Genomic DNA, 19235 nt, shown 5'->3' on the forward strand with positions numbered 1-19235 from the left:
GCCACGCGGCCGCCGTCCCGCTGCGGGGCGGCGGCCGCGCCGCGTTCCCCGTGGAACGCGGGCGCCTGTGGACGGCGGACCGGGCCGCTCCGGGGCGCTGGTAGCCTTGTCGAGGCGCGTTCCGGCCGGTGCCGGGGCGCGCGACGCGTGTACGACCCTCCTGCTGCAGACCGACTGCAGCCGTCCAGACCAGAGGAGGTGGGGTTCTCCGTGCGTCACTACGAACTGATGGTCATCCTCGACCCCGACCTGGAGGAGCGCACGATCGCGCCCTCCCTCGACCGGTTCCTGACGGTCGTGACCAAGGCCGGCGGCACCGTGAAGACCGAGATCTGGGGCCGTCGCCGCATGGCCTACGAGATCAAGAAGCAGGTCGAGGGCATCTACGCCGTCATCGACATCCAGGCCGAGCCGGCCGACGTGGCCGAGCTCGACCGGCAGCTCAACCTCAACGAGTCGGTCCTGCGCACGAAGCTGATGCGGCCCGAGGTCCACTGACCATGGCCGGCGAGACCGTCATCACCGTGATCGGCAACCTGACCGCCGATCCGGAGCTGCGCTTCACGCCCTCCGGCGCTGCCGTCGCCAACTTCACCGTGGCCTCCACGCCGCGGACCTTCGACCGCCAGTCGCAGGAGTGGAAGGACGGCGAGGCGCTGTTCCTCCGCTGCAACGTCTGGCGGCAGGCGGCGGAGAACGTCGCCGAGTCCCTGACCCGCGGCTCCCGGGTCATCGTGACCGGCCGGCTCAAGCAGCGCTCGTTCGAGACCAAGGAAGGCGAGAAGCGCACCGTCATCGAGCTGGAGGTCGACGAGATCGGCCCCTCGCTCCGGTACGCCACGGCCAAGGTCACCCGCGCCTCGCGCGGTGAGGGTGGCGGCGGCTTCGGTGGCGGCGGCGGTGGCGGTGGCGGCGGCTTCGGCGGTGGCGGCGGTGCCAGCGACCCCTGGTCGACGCCCGCCGGTCCGTCCGACGAGCCGCCCTTCTGAGCCTTTCCCCTCACACACCTCTTTCCTGGAGAACCCCGGTGCCCAAGCCACCCGTTCGCAAGCCCAAGAAGAAGGTCTGCCAGTTCTGCAAGGACAAGGCGACCTACATCGACTACAAGGACACGGCGCTGCTGCGGAAGTTCATCTCCGACCGCGGCAAGATCCGTGCCCGCCGCGTCAGCGGCAACTGCAGCCAGCACCAGCGGGACGTCGCCACGGCCGTGAAGAACAGCCGTGAGATGGCCCTGCTGCCCTACACCTCGACGGCGCGCTGACCATGAGCACGATGAAGCTGATCCTCACGCAGGAGGTCACCGGGCTCGGCAGCTCCGGTGACACCGTCGAGGTCAAGGGCGGCTACGGCCGCAACTACCTCCTGCCGCGCGGGCTGGCCATCCAGGCCACCCGTGGGGCCGAGAAGCAGGTGGAGTCGCTGCGCCGGGCGCGTGCCACCCGCGAGGTGCGCTCGCACGAGGACGCGCAGGCCGTGGCCGGGCGCCTCAGCGGGCTCACCGTCCGCGTGCCGGCCCGCGCCGGCGCCGAGGGCCGGCTGTTCGGCCGCGTCACCACCGCCGACGTCGCCGCCGCGGTCACCGCCGCCGGCGGCCCGGAGCTCGACCGTCGCCGGATCGAGCTGCCCAGCAGCATCAAGACCACCGGCGAGCACACCGTCACGGTGCGGGTGCACCCCGAGGTCACGACGCAGCTGAAGATCGACGTCGTCCCCGCATAGCCGGAAACGGCCCGCGAGGGGCGCCGGACCTGCTGGTCCGGCGCCCCTCGCGGCGTTTCCGGCCTCCGCGCGCCGCTAGGCGACGGCCGTGGCCTCGATCTCCACCACCAGCTCGGGGAACGCGAGGCGGGTGACCCCGATCAGCGTGCTGGTGAACGTCCCGCCGGCCGCCGCGAACCGCTTCGCGAGGCCCTCCCACGCCCCCAGCATCGCGTCGACGTCGGTCGTGAAGACCTGGATGCGGACCACGTTGCCCAGCGTCATGCCGGCGTCCCGCAACACGGCCTCGACGTTGTCCAGGGCCAGATCGACCTGGGCAGCGAGGTCGCCCACGTGCTGCGGCGAGCCGTCCTCCGCCGTCGCGGCCTGCCCGGAGAGCACCAGCACCCGGCTCGCGCCCTCCACGACCTCTGCCTGGTTGAAGCCGTAGGCCCGCGACCAGGCCCAGGGGTTGACGGGGGTTCGGGTCAGCGCCATCGCGGGCTCCTTCCGCTCGATGCCGGCTCCCGGCCGGCGTGGACGACAATGCTGGACCGGCGGCGGTCCCCCGGAGGTCGTCGACGCCGGGCAGCAGCACGACACGGCGTGGACGCCGACTCTCCGCATCCCTCAGCGCCTCGAGGGTGACCGACGCGCCCTGTGGACACTGGGGCGGCTGGGCCCCGACGGACGGCGTCGGCGACACGCCGGGGGACGACGCGCGGGAAGTTCCCGTCTTTCTCCCGTCCACAGGCGGTGGGCAGCCTTCGCGCAGGTGGCGGGCCGGAAGACGGCGGGTGTACGGCGGCTGTCCCGACCGCTCTCCACATGTCGACATGCGTCCATCCACCGACTTGTCCACAAGTTGTGCAGAACGACGTCCCCACGGGTGTTGGACTGGTCCGTCCGCGCTTCCTAACGTCTTCCTCGCTCGCCGCCGGAGCCCGGAGTTGTCGGCCCCCGGCGGTAGAACCGACCCGAACAAGTGTTCGAGTCGTGCGTGTCGCGTCCTGGTGCTTCCCCCACCAGACCCCCGGCCAGGGGCCGGGGGTCTGCTCGCGGGTGCGCAGAGAGTGGATGGAGGGGTTCGGCGTGGCAGTCGCCGACGAGTTCAGCCGGCCGGTGCCTTCGGCACCCGAGTACGACCGCCAGCCGCCGCAGGACGTCGCGGCCGAGCAGTCGGTGCTCGGCGGCATGCTGCTGAGCAAGGACGCGATCGCCGACGTCGTCGAGGTCCTCAACGGCAACGACTTCTACCGCCCCGCCCACCAGGTCATCTACGACACGATCCTCGACCTGTACGGCCGCGGTGAGCCGGCCGACGCCATCACCGTCAGCGCCGAGCTGAACCGCACCGACCAGCTGTCCAAGATGGGCGGCGCGGTCTACCTGCACACGCTCATCCAGTCGACGCCGACCGCGGCCAACGCCGGCTACTACGCGCAGATCGTCGCCGAGCAGGCCACGCTGCGCCGGCTGGTCGAGGCCGGCACCCGGGTCGTGCAGCTGGGCTACGGCGCGGCCGGCGGGCGCGGCGACGTCGACGACATCGTCGACCGCGCGCAGCAGGAGATCTACGAGGTCACCGAGAAGCGGATGAGCGAGGACTACTCGCGCCTCGAGGACATCCTACAGCCGACCATGGACGAGCTCGACGCGATCGCCTCGCGCGGCGGCGTCAGCCGGGGCGTGCCCACCGGCATCCGCGACCTCGACGAGCTGACCAACGGCCTGCAGGCCGGTCAGATGGTCGTCATAGCGGCCCGGCCTGGCGTGGGCAAGAGCACCCTGGGATTGGACATCGCACGTTCCGCCGCGATCAAGAACCATCAAGCGACCTGCATCTTCTCGCTCGAGATGAGCAAGCACGAGATCACCATGCGTCTGCTGTCGGCCGAGGCGAAGGTGCCGCTGCACCACATGCGCGCCGGCACGCTCTCCGACGAGGACTGGTCCAAGCTCGCCCGCCGCATGGGTGAGGTCGCCGACGCGCCGCTCTACATCGACGACTCGCCGAACATGACGATGATGGAGATCCGTGCCAAGGCGCGGCGGCTCAAGCAGCGCAACGACCTCAAGCTCGTCGTCATCGACTACCTCCAGCTCATGACCTCGGGCAAGAAGGTCGAGAGCCGGCAGCAGGAGGTCTCCGAGTTCTCCCGTGCGCTGAAGCTCCTGGCCAAGGAGCTCGAGGTGCCGGTCATCGCGATGAGCCAGCTGAACCGTGGGTCCGAGCAGCGGCAGGACAAGAAGCCGATGCTCTCCGACCTCCGTGAGTCGGGCTGCCTGACCGCGGACACCCGGATCCTGCGCGCCGACACCGGCGCCGAGGTGACGATGGGTGAGCTGTTCGAGTCTGGCCAGAAGGACGTCCCGGTCTGGTCGCTCGACGACAACCTGCGGTACGTCCGCCGGCACCTGACCCACGTCTTCCCGACGGGGCGGAAGCAGGTCTTCCAGCTGACCACCGCGTCCGGCAAGACCGTGCGAGCGACCGCGAACCACCCGTTCCTGACCTACGACGGCTTCCGGCCGCTGGGTGAGCTGGCGCCGGGTGACCGGATCGCGGTGCCCCGCCACGTCCCGGCCCCCGACCGGATGACCGTCTGGGAGGACGAGAAGGCCGTCCTGCTGGGGCACCTGATCGGCGACGGCAGCTTCGTCAAGCGCCAGCCGCTGCGCTACGCCTCCATCGACGAGGCCAACCTGCGTGCCGTCACCACGGCCGCCCTGCACTTCGGCGTCGTCGCGGTGCGGGACGACTACGAAGCGGCTCGCTGCACCACGCTGCGGCTGCGGGCGCCCTTCCCGCTGACGCACGGCAAGCGGAACCCGATCGCCGCCTGGTTGGACGAGCTCGGCCTGTTCGGGCTGCGCAGCCACGAGAAATTCGTGCCGGAGCCGGTCTTCTGCCTGCCGAAGAAGCAGATCTCGCTGTTCCTGCGGCACCTGTGGGCCACCGACGGTTCCGTCACGGTGAACAAGAACGGCCGTGGCGGACGCGTCTACTACGCCTCCACGAGCGGAGCGCTGGTCGACGACATCTCCCGATTGCTGCTCCGTTTCGGTATCTCCTGCCGGATCCGACGGGTGGGGAAGAGCGGTTACCGGGACGGCTGGACGCTGGACATCAGCGGCTGCGACGACCAGCGCCGGTTCCTCAATGAGATCGGTGTGCACGGTGCCCGTGGAGAGGCGGCCGCACGCCTGCTCGAGATCGTGCGGGCGCAGTCCGGCAACCCCAACGTCGACACCATCCCGGTGCAGGTGTGGGACAAGGTCCGGGACGTCCTGGCGGAGAAGGGCATGACCCACCGCGCGTTCGCCGCGGCGATGGGCTCGGCGTTCTGCGGCAGCGCGATGTGGAAGCACGCGCCCAGCCGGGAGCGCCTGGGCCGGATCGCGGAGATCCTCGACGACGCCGACCTCGAGATGCAGGCCGTCAACGACGTGCTCTGGGACGAGATCGTGTCGATCGAGCAGGGCGCGGAGGAAGAGGTCTTCGACGCGACGGTGCTCGGCGGCCACAACTTCATCGCCGACGGAATGGCTGTCCACAACAGCATCGAGCAGGACGCCGATATGGTCATGATGATCCACCGCGAGGACATGTACGAGAAGGAATCCCCTCGGGCCGGTGAGGCGGACATCATGCTCGTGAAGCACCGGAATGGTCCGACGGCGAATGTCACCGTGGCTTTCCAGGGCCATTACAGCCGGTTCGTTGACATGGCCAACTGACGACTGCCGAGTGTCGAACGACGACCTTGAGGCGGCCCGCGACATGAGTTGTCACCGGGAGACGACGCTGGAACGTCATCAGTTGCGACGTTTGGGCGTCATCCGTGGCTGTGGAAAAGTGTCACGAGCCGTCACCGGCACACTCGCGCCATTGTGCTGTCGCGACCACACCTGCTGATGTAGCGCCTCCCTGGGCCTTCACGGACGCCTCCCCCAGTCGCGAGCGTCTTAGTCGCGTCGTTGAACTGCTTCGCAGCGTGGACGGAGACCCGAGCAAGCGCCGGACGCGGCCACGCCACGCGACGTCCCGCTGTTCATCCGCGCTCCTCCCTCGGCCTTCCGCAGGTGCCTAAGGGTGAGCCGGGGTGTAGACGCGCTGGCCACCGTCCACTTCAGGCACACGGGCGCGTGACGTTGGAGAAGGCATGCGAGCGGACGTTCCATGGGGGCCCGGAGCCCCTGCCGAGAGAAGCCGTCTCCGACCACAGGTGAAGACGGGTAGGCGTGCATTCTCGGATGCGTCAACGAAAGCCCAAGCCTCCCTGGCAAAAAGCGCGGCGCGCTGCAGTTCCGTCACAGCGGTTTTCTCCGCTACAGTGGGCAAATGCGTCCCGAGTTCCTGGCGGGAGCAAGATCCGCATTCTTGGGGCCCTGCAGTATCCGGCCCTCATGGCGCAGAGCGGGCTCATGCATGCCCGCTGATCACTCAGAGTCACTTTTTCCGCTGGCGGCGTTGACGCAGTGTTCCGACACGCCGGACGTGGGTCGGAATCACCCCGCCGCGTCAACCGAGCCCGACGGCCGCCGAGAATACTAACGAACCACCACCACCGAGGGGGATCAGTGACCCAGGTTGCCGAAACGGGGACGGCTGCAATGCGGCAGGGAGACCTTGCCGAGGACCGGTTCGCGGCCACGCTGGAGATCGCTAATCGGGCTATTGCGGAACACATCCAGTCACACGGTCGTCTGACACGGTGGGACTATGCGGAACTTCTGCAAAAGAATCCCGAGTTGACCTCTGACGACCTCGACATACAGGTTACCCGCATGTCCGAGGCTGGGAAGTTGAAGCAAACTACAGCGGGTCTGGTCGCAGCCTAGGTATTGTGGGGCAGAGATTTCATCACGGGGGCACAGAGAAGTCTCACGCTGGACTCGGTTAGCGGGTCCGCGGCAGGAAAACGAGGCTCTACGCGACCGAGATCGCATCCTGTACGCAAGTTCCTTCCGCCGTCTAGGCGGCGTCACTCAGGTCGCGAGCACGGGCGAGACTGCGCTGCTCCATAATCGACTAACTCACAGTCTGAAGGTTGGCCAAGTCGGGCGGAAGATTGCCGACACGCTGAATGGCCTCGCCGCAGAGGATGGGTCGGTTCGGGCAGCCTGCTTTAAGTACGGTGGGGCAGCGACAGAGGACCACGCAGACGACGAACCCGTCAATCCATGGGTCGTGGAAGCCGCGGGCATGCTTCACGATGCGGGTCACCCACCCTTTGGCCACATAGCCGAAGCGACTCTGAATGCCGCCTTAAGCGCGACGCCAAATCAGCCGCAGAAGGAATCTCTCCGTATCACTTTCCCTCCTGTCGGTGACGGTTACCATCTTCGCGATGGCTTCGAAGGCAACGCTCAGACATTTCGCATCGCCACAAGACTCGCAGTTGGCCCCCTGCTCACTAGTGAGCAAGAGCCCATCGTTGGACTAGACCTCACCCGAGCCCTCCTTTCCGCGGTATCGAAATACCCATGGACCTATGGGTATCGACCCGAAGGTGTCGACCCGCTAAAGCAGAAGTGGGGCGCCTACGATTCCGAATACAGCGTCCTCAAATGGGCTATGGGATACATCAATGGCGCGGACGCCCGGACGGGGCGCGACAGGCCCGATGGCGGGAAGGAGTTTAGGTCCATCGAGGCCCAGGCGATGGACTGGGCGGACGATGTCACGTACGCCGTCCACGACCTCGAAGACTTCTCTCGTGCGGGGTTGATCCCGCTGGAAGACCTGACGAGTAACAGTGGACCGAGTTCACCACTTGTCTTGGATCTGTGGGACTATTGCAAGGAGCGGCTGCTCAAGACGAGGATGCTGGTCCACAAGTATGCGGCCGAAGAGGATCCTGAGAGCGCCATGCACCAGGACTTCCTGGATGTCCTCGGTGCTCTTCCTCCGTCGGCGACTGGGCGGCGAGTGGATCGCAACGGCTTCCGAGCCTGGGCGACAAACAACATCGATTACCTGACCGGCACCGACGCGATCTCCCTGCTACCGGATGTCGGGCTTGTCGATATTGATCGAGTCGCCCTGCTCTCAGTGGAAGTCTTGAAGAAACTCACGTGGTACTTCGTGATCGACAAGCCCGCATTGGCCTCCGCGCAGTTCGGGCAAGCGCGTCTTATTCGAGAACTGTTCGTATGGCTTACCTCCTGGGTTGATGGCTGCTACCAAGGCCCGGAGTCGCCTCATGTGGGGCGGGAGCGGCGCTCTTACTCGATCAATGGGCTGCCGCCAAGGCTCATCGATTGCCTCGATATGGCGTCGTGGCAGTCCCCGGAGAATGGTGGCTACGCTACCGATAAGGAGCGGGCGGCCCGCGCGTGTACCGACTTCATCTCAAGCCTCACGGAGTCGCAGGCCGTTGCTCTCCACGCCAGGATGTCGGGTGCCAACATAAACTCCATGCTCGACGAGGGCTTCAACGCGTAGCCGCTGTCAGAAGGCAATCCGTGGCGTGACTGTCACCCTCCGACTTGCCGCGACCTGTGGACTCTGGCTGGCCCGTTACGAGGGCACCGATCCTGGCAGTCGGTCTAACGGATGCGCGAACTTCGCGGCAGCCGAAAGGTTGACCTTCTTGCCCGTCAAATCTATGACTCCGACGTTGGCCAGTCGGCCAAGTACGAAGCGCCGCCGCGCTTCGTTGGGTGCGGTGACCTTCTGCCCGCTGTGGACTTCGTAGGCGGCGCGGTACTCGACAACCTTGAGTCCGCGGACGTGTGCCTGGACGCGATCCAGCGCCGCACGGGCCCGAAGATGGTCGGCGACCGGATGGATGCTGCTTTCTCCGTGTTCCCGAACGATGCGTAGCCCTGCGGGCCGTAGGCGCTGGTCCGCCTCACGAAGGGCTTCCTTCAGTCGATCGAGCGACCAGCCGAGGGCGACGGCGACCTCACTGTTGATTGCGGCCGTGCTGCGGTCGTAGAGCAGGGCGATGACAGTGGAGGCATCATCGGGTGCCGGGTCTGTCACCTCAGCATCGTGGGGAGCCCGCGTCGTGCGCGCAGAGTCTTGCGGTGGCGCGATCAGCGACCGAAGGGGCAGCCCCAGAGTGTTCGCCAGGCGCGCCAGGGTCGCGAGACGGATCTCGCCGGGGTCGGGGTCTCCGTCGAGGATGCGTTGCAGCGAGCGAACCGCGATGTCAACGCGAAACGCGATGTCACTCGGCGCGAGACCGCTCTGCTGGAGGGCGGCTCGGATGGTGGGCAGGTCAAACAGGGACGGGGACTGGCTCACGTGAGGCTCCGAACTTCCAGGCCGAGGCGGTGCAGGACTCGGGTGGAGTTATTCGTGTGGTCGTTACGGAGATTGCGGCCGTCGATGGGAAGACCGAGATGGCGACGTGCGTCGATCAGGATTTCGAGATGCCGCCGTTGCCCGCGCAGGTTGAGGTACGAATCGGCTCCCTGGGCTCCCTCAGAGATGCGCCGCGCGAGTTGGACGGCCAGCAGCGGCCGGGCCAACGCGGGGATCCGACGGCCTGCGATCTCGCCCGACGTGAGGCTGTCTGCAACTGCCTGCACCGGCGTCGATGCGAGGACTTTGGCCGGAATCCCGAGCAGGTATAGCGCCGCGGTGGCGGACCGTTCAGGGCGGATGTAGGCGCGCAGCGCACGCCAGTCCGCGTCGGTGGCGTGGGGTGCTCGGTTGCACGAAAGCACGCCGAGCAGTCGGTCGGAGTGGGCTTGCAGGAAGTAGCCCCGGGCGAAGAAGGCGCTCTGCGATGCCCGAATCGCAACCAACATCGGGGCTGTGCTCGTCGCCTGAACGGTGGAGCGATCCAGGTGGTTGATCACCGACGCCTCATCGGGCGCAACGGTCAGGGCTTGGTAGTAGACGCGGACGTAGTCGGCATCGATTGCTGCGAACCGGTCCGGAGTGTTCAGGTCGCGGCTCGTGTAGCGGAAGGTCAGAAAGTCGACCAGGGGCAGGTGGTCGAGTTCGTAGCCAGGTGTGTTAGGCGCGCTGCCGACATACTCGTCAGACCCGTCCGGTAGCCCGGCGTGCCAGGTCTCCCAGTCCAGCGTCTGAACGGCAAGGTCTGCGCGCCGGAGCCGGGTACGAGTCGCTTTCTCGTGGCCGTATTCGCAGACGAGGACCACGTCGGTGCCCGGTGGCAGCAGATCGAGCACGGCGGTGATGGTCGCCGGACGAGCCTGCTGCGCGTCGAGCAGTGCCACCTGGGTGATTCCGTGCGCCCGCGCCCACAACGGGGCGTAGGTGCGGTGCTCGTCGGTTCGGACGGTGTTGCCCCCCGTAATCCGGACCTGCTTGCCCATGGACTGCAGAAGCGTTAGGGCGATCGAACCTGGGGCGGTGTTGGTGGGTGCCAGGTGAAGCAACAGAGACCGGCGGTCGAGGCTGAAACGGTTGGCCAGGGCGACGTGCGGGATGGTGCCCGGAGGTGCCTCGGTGATTGAGATCGTCATGCGGCATCTCCGAGGAAGGCGCGGAGGATGCGGGCATCGTCTCGGGTGAGCCCGGCCGCCTTCTTGACGGACGGATCGGTGCTCGGCAGGTACCGGATGTGCTTGGCGATCTGGTGCCACGCGCGGATGCTCTGCCGGGCGACGCGTCCGCGAACCTCCTCGGCCTTGTTGAGTTCCTGGCGAACATTGCAGCCGATCAGCAGCAATGGGAACGGAGTCCCGTGGCGGGCCGCGGCGTCCCATAGGTATCGGAGTTGCTGGGCACCGGGGAGTCCGACGTGGTGTACCTCGTCGGCGATCAGTCCGATGTCCTGCTCGCTGAGCCGGTCAGTCAGTTCGCTGCTCATGACCCGTTCGGTGCCACGCGCGGGCCGCTGGAGGACGGCCTCGTACACGGTTGCGATGAGTTCCTTTGGGCGAGCGCTGAGGGGGAGGACGCAGTATCGCCAGGACCGGCTGGACTGGGCGGCGGCATACGAGCAGGCCGTGGTCTTGCCTGTTCCGGCGGGACCGTCGAAGCAGGAGATGTCTCCCAGGTCGTCCATGATCCGGAAGGCGGTGACCGCCTGTTGCAGGGTGAGGGTTTGGCCGACGATGTCGGGCAGGGGTGGCAGGGCTCCCGCCCTGTTGGTCTCGATGGTGGACATGCTGGTTCTCCTCGTGCGTGATGCCTGGCTGGTCGTGATCAGCGGGGGTCGTCAGTCCCGGTGCGGGCCAGCACGGTCGCGTGCATGGCCTCGTGGTCGGCTCGGGCGCGGTCGCGCTCGGCGGTCTTCTGCTGGTCGGCGCTGGCGCTCCGCTTGGTCGAGCGCTTCCCCGCCGAGGGACGAGGCCCGTAGGCAATGTCGTCCTCGGTGGGTCGTCCGGCGGTGGCGTCGGCACGAAGTCCTTGCTTGGCCTCGGCATCGGCCTTGGCGATCTCTTCGAGACTGGTGGTCAAGGTGCGCGTCAGCGCCCGGCGGTCAGCGGCTGCCTGGGCGGCTTCAGATGCGTCGAGGAACTTGGTCCAGTGGGCGCGTCCCACGTAGTCGCCGGTGAGGGTGTAGACCTCGACGAACTCCACGCGCGACGGAAAGTAGCGGAGCCGGACGTCCTTGCCTTCGACCAGTTGCCTCCACCGCATGCCTTTCCGGGCCTCCGGCGCCTGGCTTTCTTCAGGCACGACGGTTGCGGGCATCATGTAGTGGCGACCGTCCCACCGGACGCGGCTCCGGATGACCTTGCGCGTGAGTTCTTGGGTCATCGATGCCCGGATGGCTTGGGTGTCGGCGGGACGGATCTCCGCCGGATCGGCGCACCAGGCTTCGTAGGGAGTCAGGCCGTTGAGTGATCCGTGCGGCCGTTCGAAGTTGTACCGGCGCAGGGCCTTGGCGATCTCAAGTCGGAGCGCCTCGATGGGGAGCATGCTCGCCGGATCCACTGGGGTGGGCTCGCGGCGGGGATCGTTCGGCCGGTAGTCGCTGCGGTCGAAGCCGGGGAGTCCGGCGCAGACCTCGCGCTTGACCGTCCGGTGCCAGCGCTCGATGCGTCCATTCTGTTCGGGCGTGTACGCCTCGCTGAAGGACCGACCGGTGCCGTGCTCGATCAACCCGATCGTCATCGCGTGCGTCGCCAGGTCACTCCCCCGGTCCGAGTGCAGGGTCAGAGGCTGACCGCCAATGAACTCGCCATCCTCAGTGGTGTAGCCCTCCATCGCGACCGCGACGGTCTCGACGGACTCCTCAGTCGTCGGCGTGTACGCCGAGATTGTGAACGCCAGCACCATGCGCGTGGCCGAGTCGAGGATGGTGGTCATCCAGGGCTTGGCGTAGGTGCCGTCGGGCAGCAGGACCCAGTTGGGCAACTGCGTGTGGTCTGTGGCCCATTCGTCGTTGCGGTGGGCAACCTCGCGCTCAAAGAGCGGCGATGCCGCCTTCAGCGCCTGGTAACCGCCCCGGGCCCCGGCCAGTAGCCGCTGGTCGTAGTCGGTCGCGAAGTAGCGCTGCATGGTGCGCTTGCTGACGCCGGGCTCCTTGCCCTTCTCGCAGAGGTCGTCGTAGACCTGAGAGACGGAGCCCTGCCAGCGGATGAGCCGGATCGTTGGATCGGCCTCGGGCTTCCAGCGCTCACGCGGCTTGCAGACGTACCCCCGTTCCAGCATCCGCCGGATGCGACGGGTGGAGCACTGAAGCGCATCAGCAGCGATCCGGACATCGCGATTGCTGACCTGACCGTGAGCGTCTCGAATGCGCAGGAGAGTGGCGAGGACGCTTGCCTCGCGCTCGGGTGACACGGTGACCACGGCCGTCGTCATCGGAAGTCTGCCTCCACTCGGTTCGCGCGAGACGGCGCCTGCCGGTACTGCGCCGCGAGGTAGCGCTGCAGGGTGCGCAGGCTCACGAGGGGGTATCTGCCGACTCGGCGCAGGTCAGCGTGGATCTGCGGGATTGACCCGGTCTGGCCCTTGAGCCATCGAGCCAGTTCCGGGTCTGGCTGCCATGGGTCGGGGCGGTTGACGTAGTTCCGCGCGAGGATCCGGCGGATCCGACGCTCCGAACACATCAGCGTCGTCGCGGCCCGGTGGACGTCCTCGTTGCTGACGCAGCCGTCGGCCTCACGGATGCGAAGCAGCGCCTGAAAGGTCATCTGCTCCAACTCCGGGCTCACGGGCCCCTGGGCCGTGGCCATCAGGCTTTACTCCGAAGCCGGAAGGGGTCGCCGGGCGTTGGCGCGATGGCGACCCAGAAGGCGCTCGATTGGCTCAGCCGGGCCAGATGCGGCGCGTTGATCGGCAAGAGCCGTACACCGGCGAACGCAGCGCCATAGCGCCCGACCCCGGCTGTCGTGTACCGGCGGATCTGCGAGCCCCAGGATGTCGGGACTTTTCGAGTCGCAATCCGGGTCGTCTTCAACTCATCGAAGAGGACCCGCCCATCAGTCTCGTGGATCCACGCGACATCTACCGGCCCCTGGCCGGTCTCGAACTCGACGCCGTGCAGGCGCCACGGTGTCTGCGGCGCCAGTTGCGTGAGATACCGATAGGCGAGGCTCACGGCCTCGGCGGCCACCACCCGACGACGGTTGGGGTTCGCCTTGACGAGGCCGCGGGCGACCTCGGTCATCCGAGCGAGGACGTCGTTTGGCAATCCCGTGTCCAACAGCGGCGCATGGGTCGAGACCAAGACGTGCGTCAAGAGACCGACGTCTGAGGCTTCCGCGCCACCCAGGGGCGAACGAAGGAAACGCTCGGGGCCGATCACCGCGAGACCGCCGCGAGACGAAGCCGACGCACTCGGCGCCTTACGAGACACCGACTGCCCAGAGGAGGCCTCCGCTGGTGTTGCCGAACGCGAGCCTTGCTCCACACGTCGATCCGAGTCATAAGTCGGATCATCAGTAGCGCCCAGGCGCGGCCTGTTATTGGTCACCCGTCCGTGGCTGGTGTAGCCACCATCGAGTGAACGGCGGCCGTCGGCACCATCGCGGCGGCCGGGGTTGGGGTTGCGAGTCACGGATAGGCCATCACTCCGGCGCGCACCGGTTCTGACCTAAGGCACTACCTATGACCGCTCGCAGACGTTGACGGAGTCTGCGGCCGGGAACGAAGGTCGAACCCGATCTGCGTGCTTAGCGGCGTGTCAGGCACCACGAAGTTGCGCAGACACGACATGTTCTACCTGTGACACCCCCGATCAGACACGTCGCCCCGGATGGCACTGAGATTCGGGTAGAGGGTGTACGACCTGTCCGAAACGGTTCTCGCGGCGCGCCAGCGATCGACGTCGAAGGCAACAAGCGCTGCGCTGCTTGCCTGGCTCTGCTCCCTGAAGACCACGGGCGCAGCCCCTATTGCGAGGACTGTCGCCAGGCAGCGATCCGGAAGGCGTGGCAGAAGCGCAACGACGTTCGTCGATCAGCACGCGTCCGGCGGAACGAGTTGCGCGAGGGGGAGCACTGGCAGGGGCCCGGCTATGTCCATGGCCGATCTGGGCTGTACATCGATGCTGACCTGCTCGGCGATCTACGACAGACCCTCTCGGGACTTCTCTCGGCTCACGCCAGTTGGAGCGAGGTGGCTACGGAGCCGTTCACGGCGGACAGGGCTAGTCAGTACCAAGCAGGATTGCGAGACCTTCTCCGCGCCGTCGCGGATGCCAACGAGATCCTCCGCGGCCCGTTCTGGCCGCGCACGGACCGGTCGGCGATCTACCGGCTTTACTCGTCTCCGAAACCTTCCGAGGACTAGGGAAAGCCGGAGATCCGATCCGCACGTCTAGCAAAGCCGCGAGGCGTCGAAGCCCGATCGAGCAGGATCGATGTAGAAGTCCCTGATGAGCGCCCGGGCTGCCGCCTCGGCGGGGTGAGACGCCGTCCGTACAGGAAATCGCTCGAAGTCGGCGTCGATAGCCGCGAGGGTCGCCCGACACGCAGGGCAGTGCCGTTCGCCGCACGGGAGGTGACCGTTGCGCCCATCCCAGCCCATGTAGAAGTACGCGCGGTCCATAGGATCGTCAGGGATCCGGACGCGTCTGGAGCGACGCGTCCGACGGTCGCTCGAACGTTCGTTCGACATCCGGGGCATGCTGCCTGCCTCCTCATGGCCTTGGCAAGTCCCCGCGGCGGTTGATCTCGGCCAGGCGATCGGTGTGGAACTGGACGGCACGATCCGCGATGGACGAGTTCTGTCGGTACCTCCGCCTACTGTGCCTGCCGTCCGCCTCAGTTCCGATTCGGTGACCACGGCGGCGCGCAGGTGTCCTGGACGTTCCAAGGAAAGGCTCGTCGTGCCGGTTCTGGGGAAGCACACGCTGACGCGGTTTCTGGGTACTGAGTGCCAGAAGCAGTTGCGCATCCTGTTGGCGCCGGACACGAAGGACAACCCGGAGCGACAGGCGCTCGGCATGCCGCCCAAGCAACCGCCACTCCCGGGCCTTAGCGCGATCGCTCAGGCTGGGGACGAGTGGGCTGCGAGCCGACTCGCGGAACTGGATGCGGTGCTGGGTTCGCACGTCCTGGTCGGCACGCGCAAGCGCTCTACAAGGACATCGGGGATCGAGTTCTCAAGCACTCCCCTGATGAACAGCCTGACCGGCGCCGTCCCCCAGACGTTCCTGGCGGAGCACACGTTCGAAGTGGGCGCCGCGTTCCAGGACGGCTTCAACGTGACGCCGCTGGTAGCCACGTACGGCCTCACTTTCGACAATCTGCGCCCGGATCTCATCGAGGTCCGCTCACCGGGCTCGTCGGCCCAAGTGGTCCATCCCGACGGGGCCGTCATGGATCTTCCCGAGGGGGACGGCCGACGCCAACTCCGCGTTATCGACATCAAGCTGACATCTCAGCCGGGCCCGGGGTACTTCGCCGAGGTCGTGTACTACAGCGTGGCTCTCGCTGGGTGGCTGGTCGACCACGGCCTGGACGGCGACTTCGTGGTCTGCCCCGATCCTGCGATCTGGCCGGGGACTCACGAGGCCAGCGCGCTCGTGACTGCGCAGGCGGCTGCGCGGGAGAGCGGGCAGGCTCTGACCCCCTCCGACGCCTTCGCTGGTATTCAGGCGGATCTTGAGACCGCACCGCTGCCGGTGTTCGTCAGCACCCTCCAGCATTTCTTCAACGTCACGCTGCCCGAGGTGCTCAGCCAGCCGTGGCAAGAACTTCCCTTTCACGTCACTTCGCGTTGCCGCGGCTGCGATTTCCTCGGTCAGGCCTGGGGGTCGAGAAGCGGTGTGGACCCTCTGCACTGCCTTCCCACCGCCGCCGCCACCGGTCACCTTTCGCAGATCGCCTTCGTCGGCCGCGGTGCCAGCGCGCTACTGAAGGGAGCGGGCAGCGGCACCGTGAGCGCGGTCGCCGCGCTCCCGCCAACTGATCCGGCGTTCGACCTGCATCATTCGCTACGTGGCCAGCGGACCGTCATCGCCAGTCGGGCCGAGTCCCTCACTTCCGGCGACGTCACCGGCATCGCCCCCCGGGCGGGCACCAGCGCTGTGCTCCCCGTCTGGTCAGACCTCAGCGTGTACATCACCGCCGACTTCGACGCCTCTAGCGCCATCACCCTCGCTCTGGGACTGAGCGGGTTCTGGAGCGAGCCGACCCCCTTCGGTCAGCCCCGACCCGCGCAACCGAACTTCCGGGCGTGGAACAGCCCCAAGGCGTTCGTCGTCGACAGCAAGACGCTGAAGCGCGAGGAAGAGGTTCTCCTTCAGTTCCTCGCCCAGATCGACAGCATCATCCAGTACGTCCGCTCCGAGGACGCCAGTCGAGGCGCCGCGCAAGGCGACCTATCCACTATCCAGTTCTACATCTGGGACGACCTGACGTATCGGCACCTCTGCCGAATCGTCGGACGGCACCTCCAAGCGATCCTCGCCGCACCCAACGGCCTGAGGACCCTCGCCTGGCTGTTCCCTCCCGAGCAGATCCTCCAGTCCGCGCGACTGATGGCCGACCCAGTCATCACCATCGTCGGCGACGCCGTCCGGTCACTGCTCGCCCTGCCGATCAGCCACCACTACTCACTGCTCAGCACCGCCCGGCTCTACCACACGAGGGGTATCCAGCCCCCCTACGACCAGTTCCGAATGCCGACCTACTGGGAAGACCCGCTCTCCGACCAGATTCCCAGCGAGCGGGCTCACGACGTCTGGAGACGGGGTCCTCACTTCGCGAACACGATCACGAACCTCCAGCGAGCAGTCGGCACACGGCTGCAGGCGCTCGAGGAGGTAACCAAGCGGCTCCGGCAGGACCTGCGTGAGCAGGACCTGCTGCGTCGGCGTGCGCCCCGACACCCCGTGCTTGCCCCGCCCCAGAACGTTGCCCGGCTGACCGCCGACGAACTGCTCTTGCTCGCCTTCACCAAGTTGAACCACGCCGTGGATGCTCAAGAAGCCGCGCGCCGCCGCGCCATGCCGCCGCACGAGCGTGAGGCCCGGTTCGTTGCAGCGCGCTTTCCTCGCCGACTCACCGGTCGCGAACGAGCCGATGCCTTCCAGGCCCTGAACATGACCGGCACCCTCGATCACGAGGTGTACGAAGTTCGTCCCAACAGCGCCCAGGCGAACTTCAAGGAAGGCGACTTCCTCTGCGCCCTGGTCCCGGAGAACATGGTCGAGATCCTGGACTGGACGGTTGGACGCTTCGTCCGAAAGATGGCGGGCCCAATCGCCCCGAACATCCTTGCCAACTTCGGGCAGGACCAGTTCGCGGCCATGACCGACGTCCTCAGCGCCACCCTGGTCCGCTTCGACCGCGATCTGAACCTTGCCGTCGTCGAGATGGGTACATACAAGGCCCTCGCCCGGCAGGCGCTGCTCGCCACCGGTCTCCTGTCCTTGGATCGCCACGTCAGCATGGAGAAGACCACTAAGGACTTCTTCTCCGACAAACTCCAGGCCACCCTGCGCGCCATCGGCCGAACCCCCAAGGCAGTGGCCTCGCCCATTGCCGCCCGCGCCCTTGGAACCGCTCCCACTCCCCAGGCCGCCGCGTCGGTACCCGTGGAAGACGTCTTTTGGGACGCGCAAGCGATGGCGGCTACCCCAGTTCTGCGCAACATCACCGCGGCGAAGGCCGCACTGGTCGCCGCCCGACGGGATCTCAACCCGAGTCAGTGGTCCGCGTTCGACCACGCTCTGACCCACCGGCTGGCGCTTCTCTGGGGCCCGCCCGGGACAGGTAAGAGTCGCACCGTCACGAACATCGTCACTGGCGCTGTCTACGACGCCGCTGCCGACCGGAAGCCACTGCGCGTCCTTGTCGCCTCCTCCACGTACAACGCGATCGACAACGTTCTCACCGACGTTGCCCAGATCGTGCAAAGCATGGGCCTGCCCGCACAGGTCTGGCGATGCCGCTCCGGCAACCGCGAAGAGGCGGTGGCGCCAGTCATCGACTGTCGAGTCACACGAAACCCCGACGCGACCCAGCAGTCGCTGCAGGACCGGCTCACTGCCAACCGGACTGAGATCACCGTGGTGGGAGCAAGCGCGCAGCAGATTCACCGCCTGGCCGAGGCGACCGGTGCGGGACCGACCGCGCCCCTGTTCGACCTGATCGTTATCGATGAGGCCAGTCAGGTAGACGTCGCCAACGCCGTCCTGCCCCTGGCCACCTTGGCGCCCGGAGGGTCCGTCGTCGTCGCGGGCGATCCACTACAACTGCCGCCGATCCACCAGGTGGAGCCGCCGGACGGCACCGAGCACCTGGTCGGGAGCATTTACGACTTCATCGCCAAGCACCACGGGGTGTCGTCGCAGAACCTCACCGTGAACTACCGCTCGAACGACGAGATCGTTGCCTTGGCTCGCGACGCCGACTACCCGCCCGGCCTCGTCGCTCACAACCCGCGCCTGCGGCTCAATCTTCTGGGCGCGATGCCCAGCGACGAGGAGCCACCTGCCGGGTGGCCTTCTGAACTTGTCTGGTCACCGGACCTGCCGCTGCTGCTCGACCCGGCCCGCCCGGTTACCTGCCTCGTCTACCGAGACGGCCTATCCAGCCAGTCCAATCGCTTCGAGGCGCAAGTCGTCGCCGGTCTGGCGTGGCTCCTCCACGACCGCCTTGCTGACCAGTTGAACGGAGAATCCGTCCCCGCCGGTCATCCCGTTCCGCCCTCCACTACGCCGTATGCCATCGAAGGGCTCTTCGCCACGGGACTAGGCGTTGTCACGCCGCACCGAGCCCAGCAGAGCATGATCAGCAGCCTCATCAGCCGGGTGCTGCCTGGTGTCCAGCCAAGTCTCGTCCGGGCCGCGGTGGACACAGTCGAACGGTTCCAGGGTCAGCAGCGCGACATCATGGTCGCTTCCTACGCGGTCGGAGACCCCGACACGATCGCCGACGAGGACGAGTTCCTTCAGTCCCTCAACAGATTCAACGTGATGGCCTCCCGGGCCCGGGCCAAAATCATCGTTCTCGTCAGCGAGGAACTGCTGCAGCATCTACCGACCGACATCGAAGTGCTCCGGGCAAGCAGGCTGCTGAAGGCGTTCGCCGACACCCGCTGTCGGCACCGCAGCCCTGTCCGCCTCGCCTGGGACGACAACGGCACAGTCAAGATCCAGCCTGCCAGCCTGCGCTGGTCGTAGATTCGGTGCGTCGTC

At 66.9% G+C, this 19235-nt stretch carries 14 protein-coding genes; 7 read left to right on the forward strand and 7 right to left on the reverse strand.

Features of this window, described 5'->3' with window-relative positions; all coding sequences use genetic code 11:
- The first annotated feature begins 210 nt into the window (after positions 1-210).
- The 4 genes from rpsF to rplI are packed head-to-tail and all read left to right on the forward strand — an operon-like array spanning position 211 to position 1722.
- Entirely contained in the window at positions 211-498 is a 288-nt protein-coding gene (rpsF, locus tag ACI797_RS04095; RefSeq protein ID WP_456857231.1) for a 30S ribosomal protein S6, read from the forward strand.
- 2 nt (positions 499-500) lie between these two features.
- A complete protein-coding gene (locus ACI797_RS04100; protein ID WP_456857232.1) occupies positions 501-989 on the forward strand; it encodes a single-stranded DNA-binding protein in 489 nt (162 codons plus the stop codon).
- Between the two features lie 38 nt (positions 990-1027).
- Entirely contained in the window at positions 1028-1264 is a 237-nt protein-coding gene (gene rpsR / locus ACI797_RS04105; protein WP_179716001.1) for a 30S ribosomal protein S18, read from the forward strand.
- An 11-nt stretch (positions 1265-1275) separates the two neighbouring features.
- A complete protein-coding gene (gene rplI, locus ACI797_RS04110) occupies positions 1276-1722 on the forward strand; it encodes a 50S ribosomal protein L9 (protein WP_456857233.1) in 447 nt (148 codons plus the stop codon).
- A gap of 75 nt (positions 1723-1797) precedes the next feature.
- Here rplI and ACI797_RS04115 read toward each other — a convergent pair whose 3' ends face one another.
- Positions 1798-2199: a RidA family protein gene (locus ACI797_RS04115; protein ID WP_456857234.1), complete on the reverse strand. Its 402-nt coding sequence runs from the start codon at positions 2197-2199 to the stop codon at positions 1798-1800.
- Positions 2200-2793: 594 nt separating this feature from the next.
- Here ACI797_RS04115 and ACI797_RS04120 point away from each other — a divergent pair.
- The gene (locus ACI797_RS04120; RefSeq protein WP_456857235.1) at positions 2794-5442 is read left to right on the forward strand and encodes a replicative DNA helicase; all 2649 of its coding nucleotides are present in this window, start codon (positions 2794-2796) and stop codon (positions 5440-5442) included.
- Between the two features lie 1120 nt (positions 5443-6562).
- Positions 6563-8152, forward strand: a complete 1590-nt coding sequence (locus ACI797_RS04125) for a deoxyguanosinetriphosphate triphosphohydrolase family protein (protein WP_456857344.1) — start codon at positions 6563-6565, stop codon at positions 8150-8152.
- A gap of 75 nt (positions 8153-8227) precedes the next feature.
- Here ACI797_RS04125 and ACI797_RS04130 read toward each other — a convergent pair whose 3' ends face one another.
- The 6 genes from ACI797_RS04130 to ACI797_RS04155 are packed head-to-tail and all read right to left on the reverse strand — an operon-like array spanning position 8228 to position 13253.
- Positions 8228-8959, reverse strand: coding sequence for a helix-turn-helix domain-containing protein (locus tag ACI797_RS04130; RefSeq protein WP_456857236.1), 732 nt, complete (start codon positions 8957-8959; stop codon positions 8228-8230).
- A complete protein-coding gene (locus ACI797_RS04135; RefSeq protein WP_456857237.1) occupies positions 8956-10152 on the reverse strand; it encodes a hypothetical protein in 1197 nt (398 codons plus the stop codon). Before ACI797_RS04135 ends, ACI797_RS04130 begins: the two co-directional genes overlap by 4 nt.
- On the reverse strand, positions 10149-10799 hold the full coding sequence (locus tag ACI797_RS04140; RefSeq protein WP_456857238.1) for an AAA family ATPase: 651 nt from the start codon (positions 10797-10799) through the stop codon (positions 10149-10151). Before ACI797_RS04140 ends, ACI797_RS04135 begins: the two co-directional genes overlap by 4 nt.
- 38 nt (positions 10800-10837) lie before the next feature.
- Positions 10838-12445, reverse strand: coding sequence for a transposase (locus ACI797_RS04145; RefSeq protein ID WP_456857239.1), 1608 nt, complete (start codon positions 12443-12445; stop codon positions 10838-10840).
- Positions 12442-12819, reverse strand: coding sequence for a hypothetical protein (locus ACI797_RS04150; protein ID WP_456857240.1), 378 nt, complete (start codon positions 12817-12819; stop codon positions 12442-12444). Before ACI797_RS04150 ends, ACI797_RS04145 begins: the two co-directional genes overlap by 4 nt.
- A complete protein-coding gene (locus tag ACI797_RS04155; RefSeq protein WP_456857241.1) occupies positions 12819-13253 on the reverse strand; it encodes a hypothetical protein in 435 nt (144 codons plus the stop codon). Before ACI797_RS04155 ends, ACI797_RS04150 begins: the two co-directional genes overlap by 1 nt.
- A 1458-nt stretch (positions 13254-14711) precedes the next feature.
- On the opposite strand from ACI797_RS04155, the gene ACI797_RS04160 reads away from it, so the two are divergent.
- Positions 14712-19220 (forward strand): DEAD/DEAH box helicase, encoded by a 4509-nt coding sequence (locus ACI797_RS04160; protein ID WP_456857242.1) that lies wholly within the window; start codon positions 14712-14714, stop codon positions 19218-19220.
- The last annotated feature ends 15 nt before the right edge of the window (positions 19221-19235 follow it).

The sequence above is a fragment of the Geodermatophilus sp. SYSU D00691 genome (assembly GCF_054050275.1).

Excerpts from the sequence above, each read along its gene's own strand:
- ACI797_RS04100 (WP_456857232.1), top strand. The coding sequence starts at position 501 with ATGGCCGGCGAGACCGTCATCACCGTGATCGGCAACCTGACCGCCGAT.
- rplI (WP_456857233.1), top strand. The coding sequence starts at position 1,276 with ATGAAGCTGATCCTCACGCAGGAGGTCACCGGGCTCGGCAGCTCCGGT.
- ACI797_RS04115 (WP_456857234.1), bottom strand. The coding sequence starts at position 2,199 with ATGGCGCTGACCCGAACCCCCGTCAACCCCTGGGCCTGGTCGCGGGCC.
- ACI797_RS04135 (WP_456857237.1), bottom strand. The coding sequence starts at position 10,152 with ATGACGATCTCAATCACCGAGGCACCTCCGGGCACCATCCCGCACGTC.
- ACI797_RS04140 (WP_456857238.1), bottom strand. The coding sequence starts at position 10,799 with ATGTCCACCATCGAGACCAACAGGGCGGGAGCCCTGCCACCCCTGCCC.
- ACI797_RS04145 (WP_456857239.1), bottom strand. The coding sequence starts at position 12,445 with ATGACGACGGCCGTGGTCACCGTGTCACCCGAGCGCGAGGCAAGCGTC.
- ACI797_RS04150 (WP_456857240.1), bottom strand. The coding sequence starts at position 12,819 with ATGGCCACGGCCCAGGGGCCCGTGAGCCCGGAGTTGGAGCAGATGACC.
- ACI797_RS04155 (WP_456857241.1), bottom strand. The coding sequence starts at position 13,253 with ATGACCGAGGTCGCCCGCGGCCTCGTCAAGGCGAACCCCAACCGTCGT.
- ACI797_RS04160 (WP_456857242.1), top strand. The coding sequence starts at position 14,712 with ATGCTGCCTGCCTCCTCATGGCCTTGGCAAGTCCCCGCGGCGGTTGAT.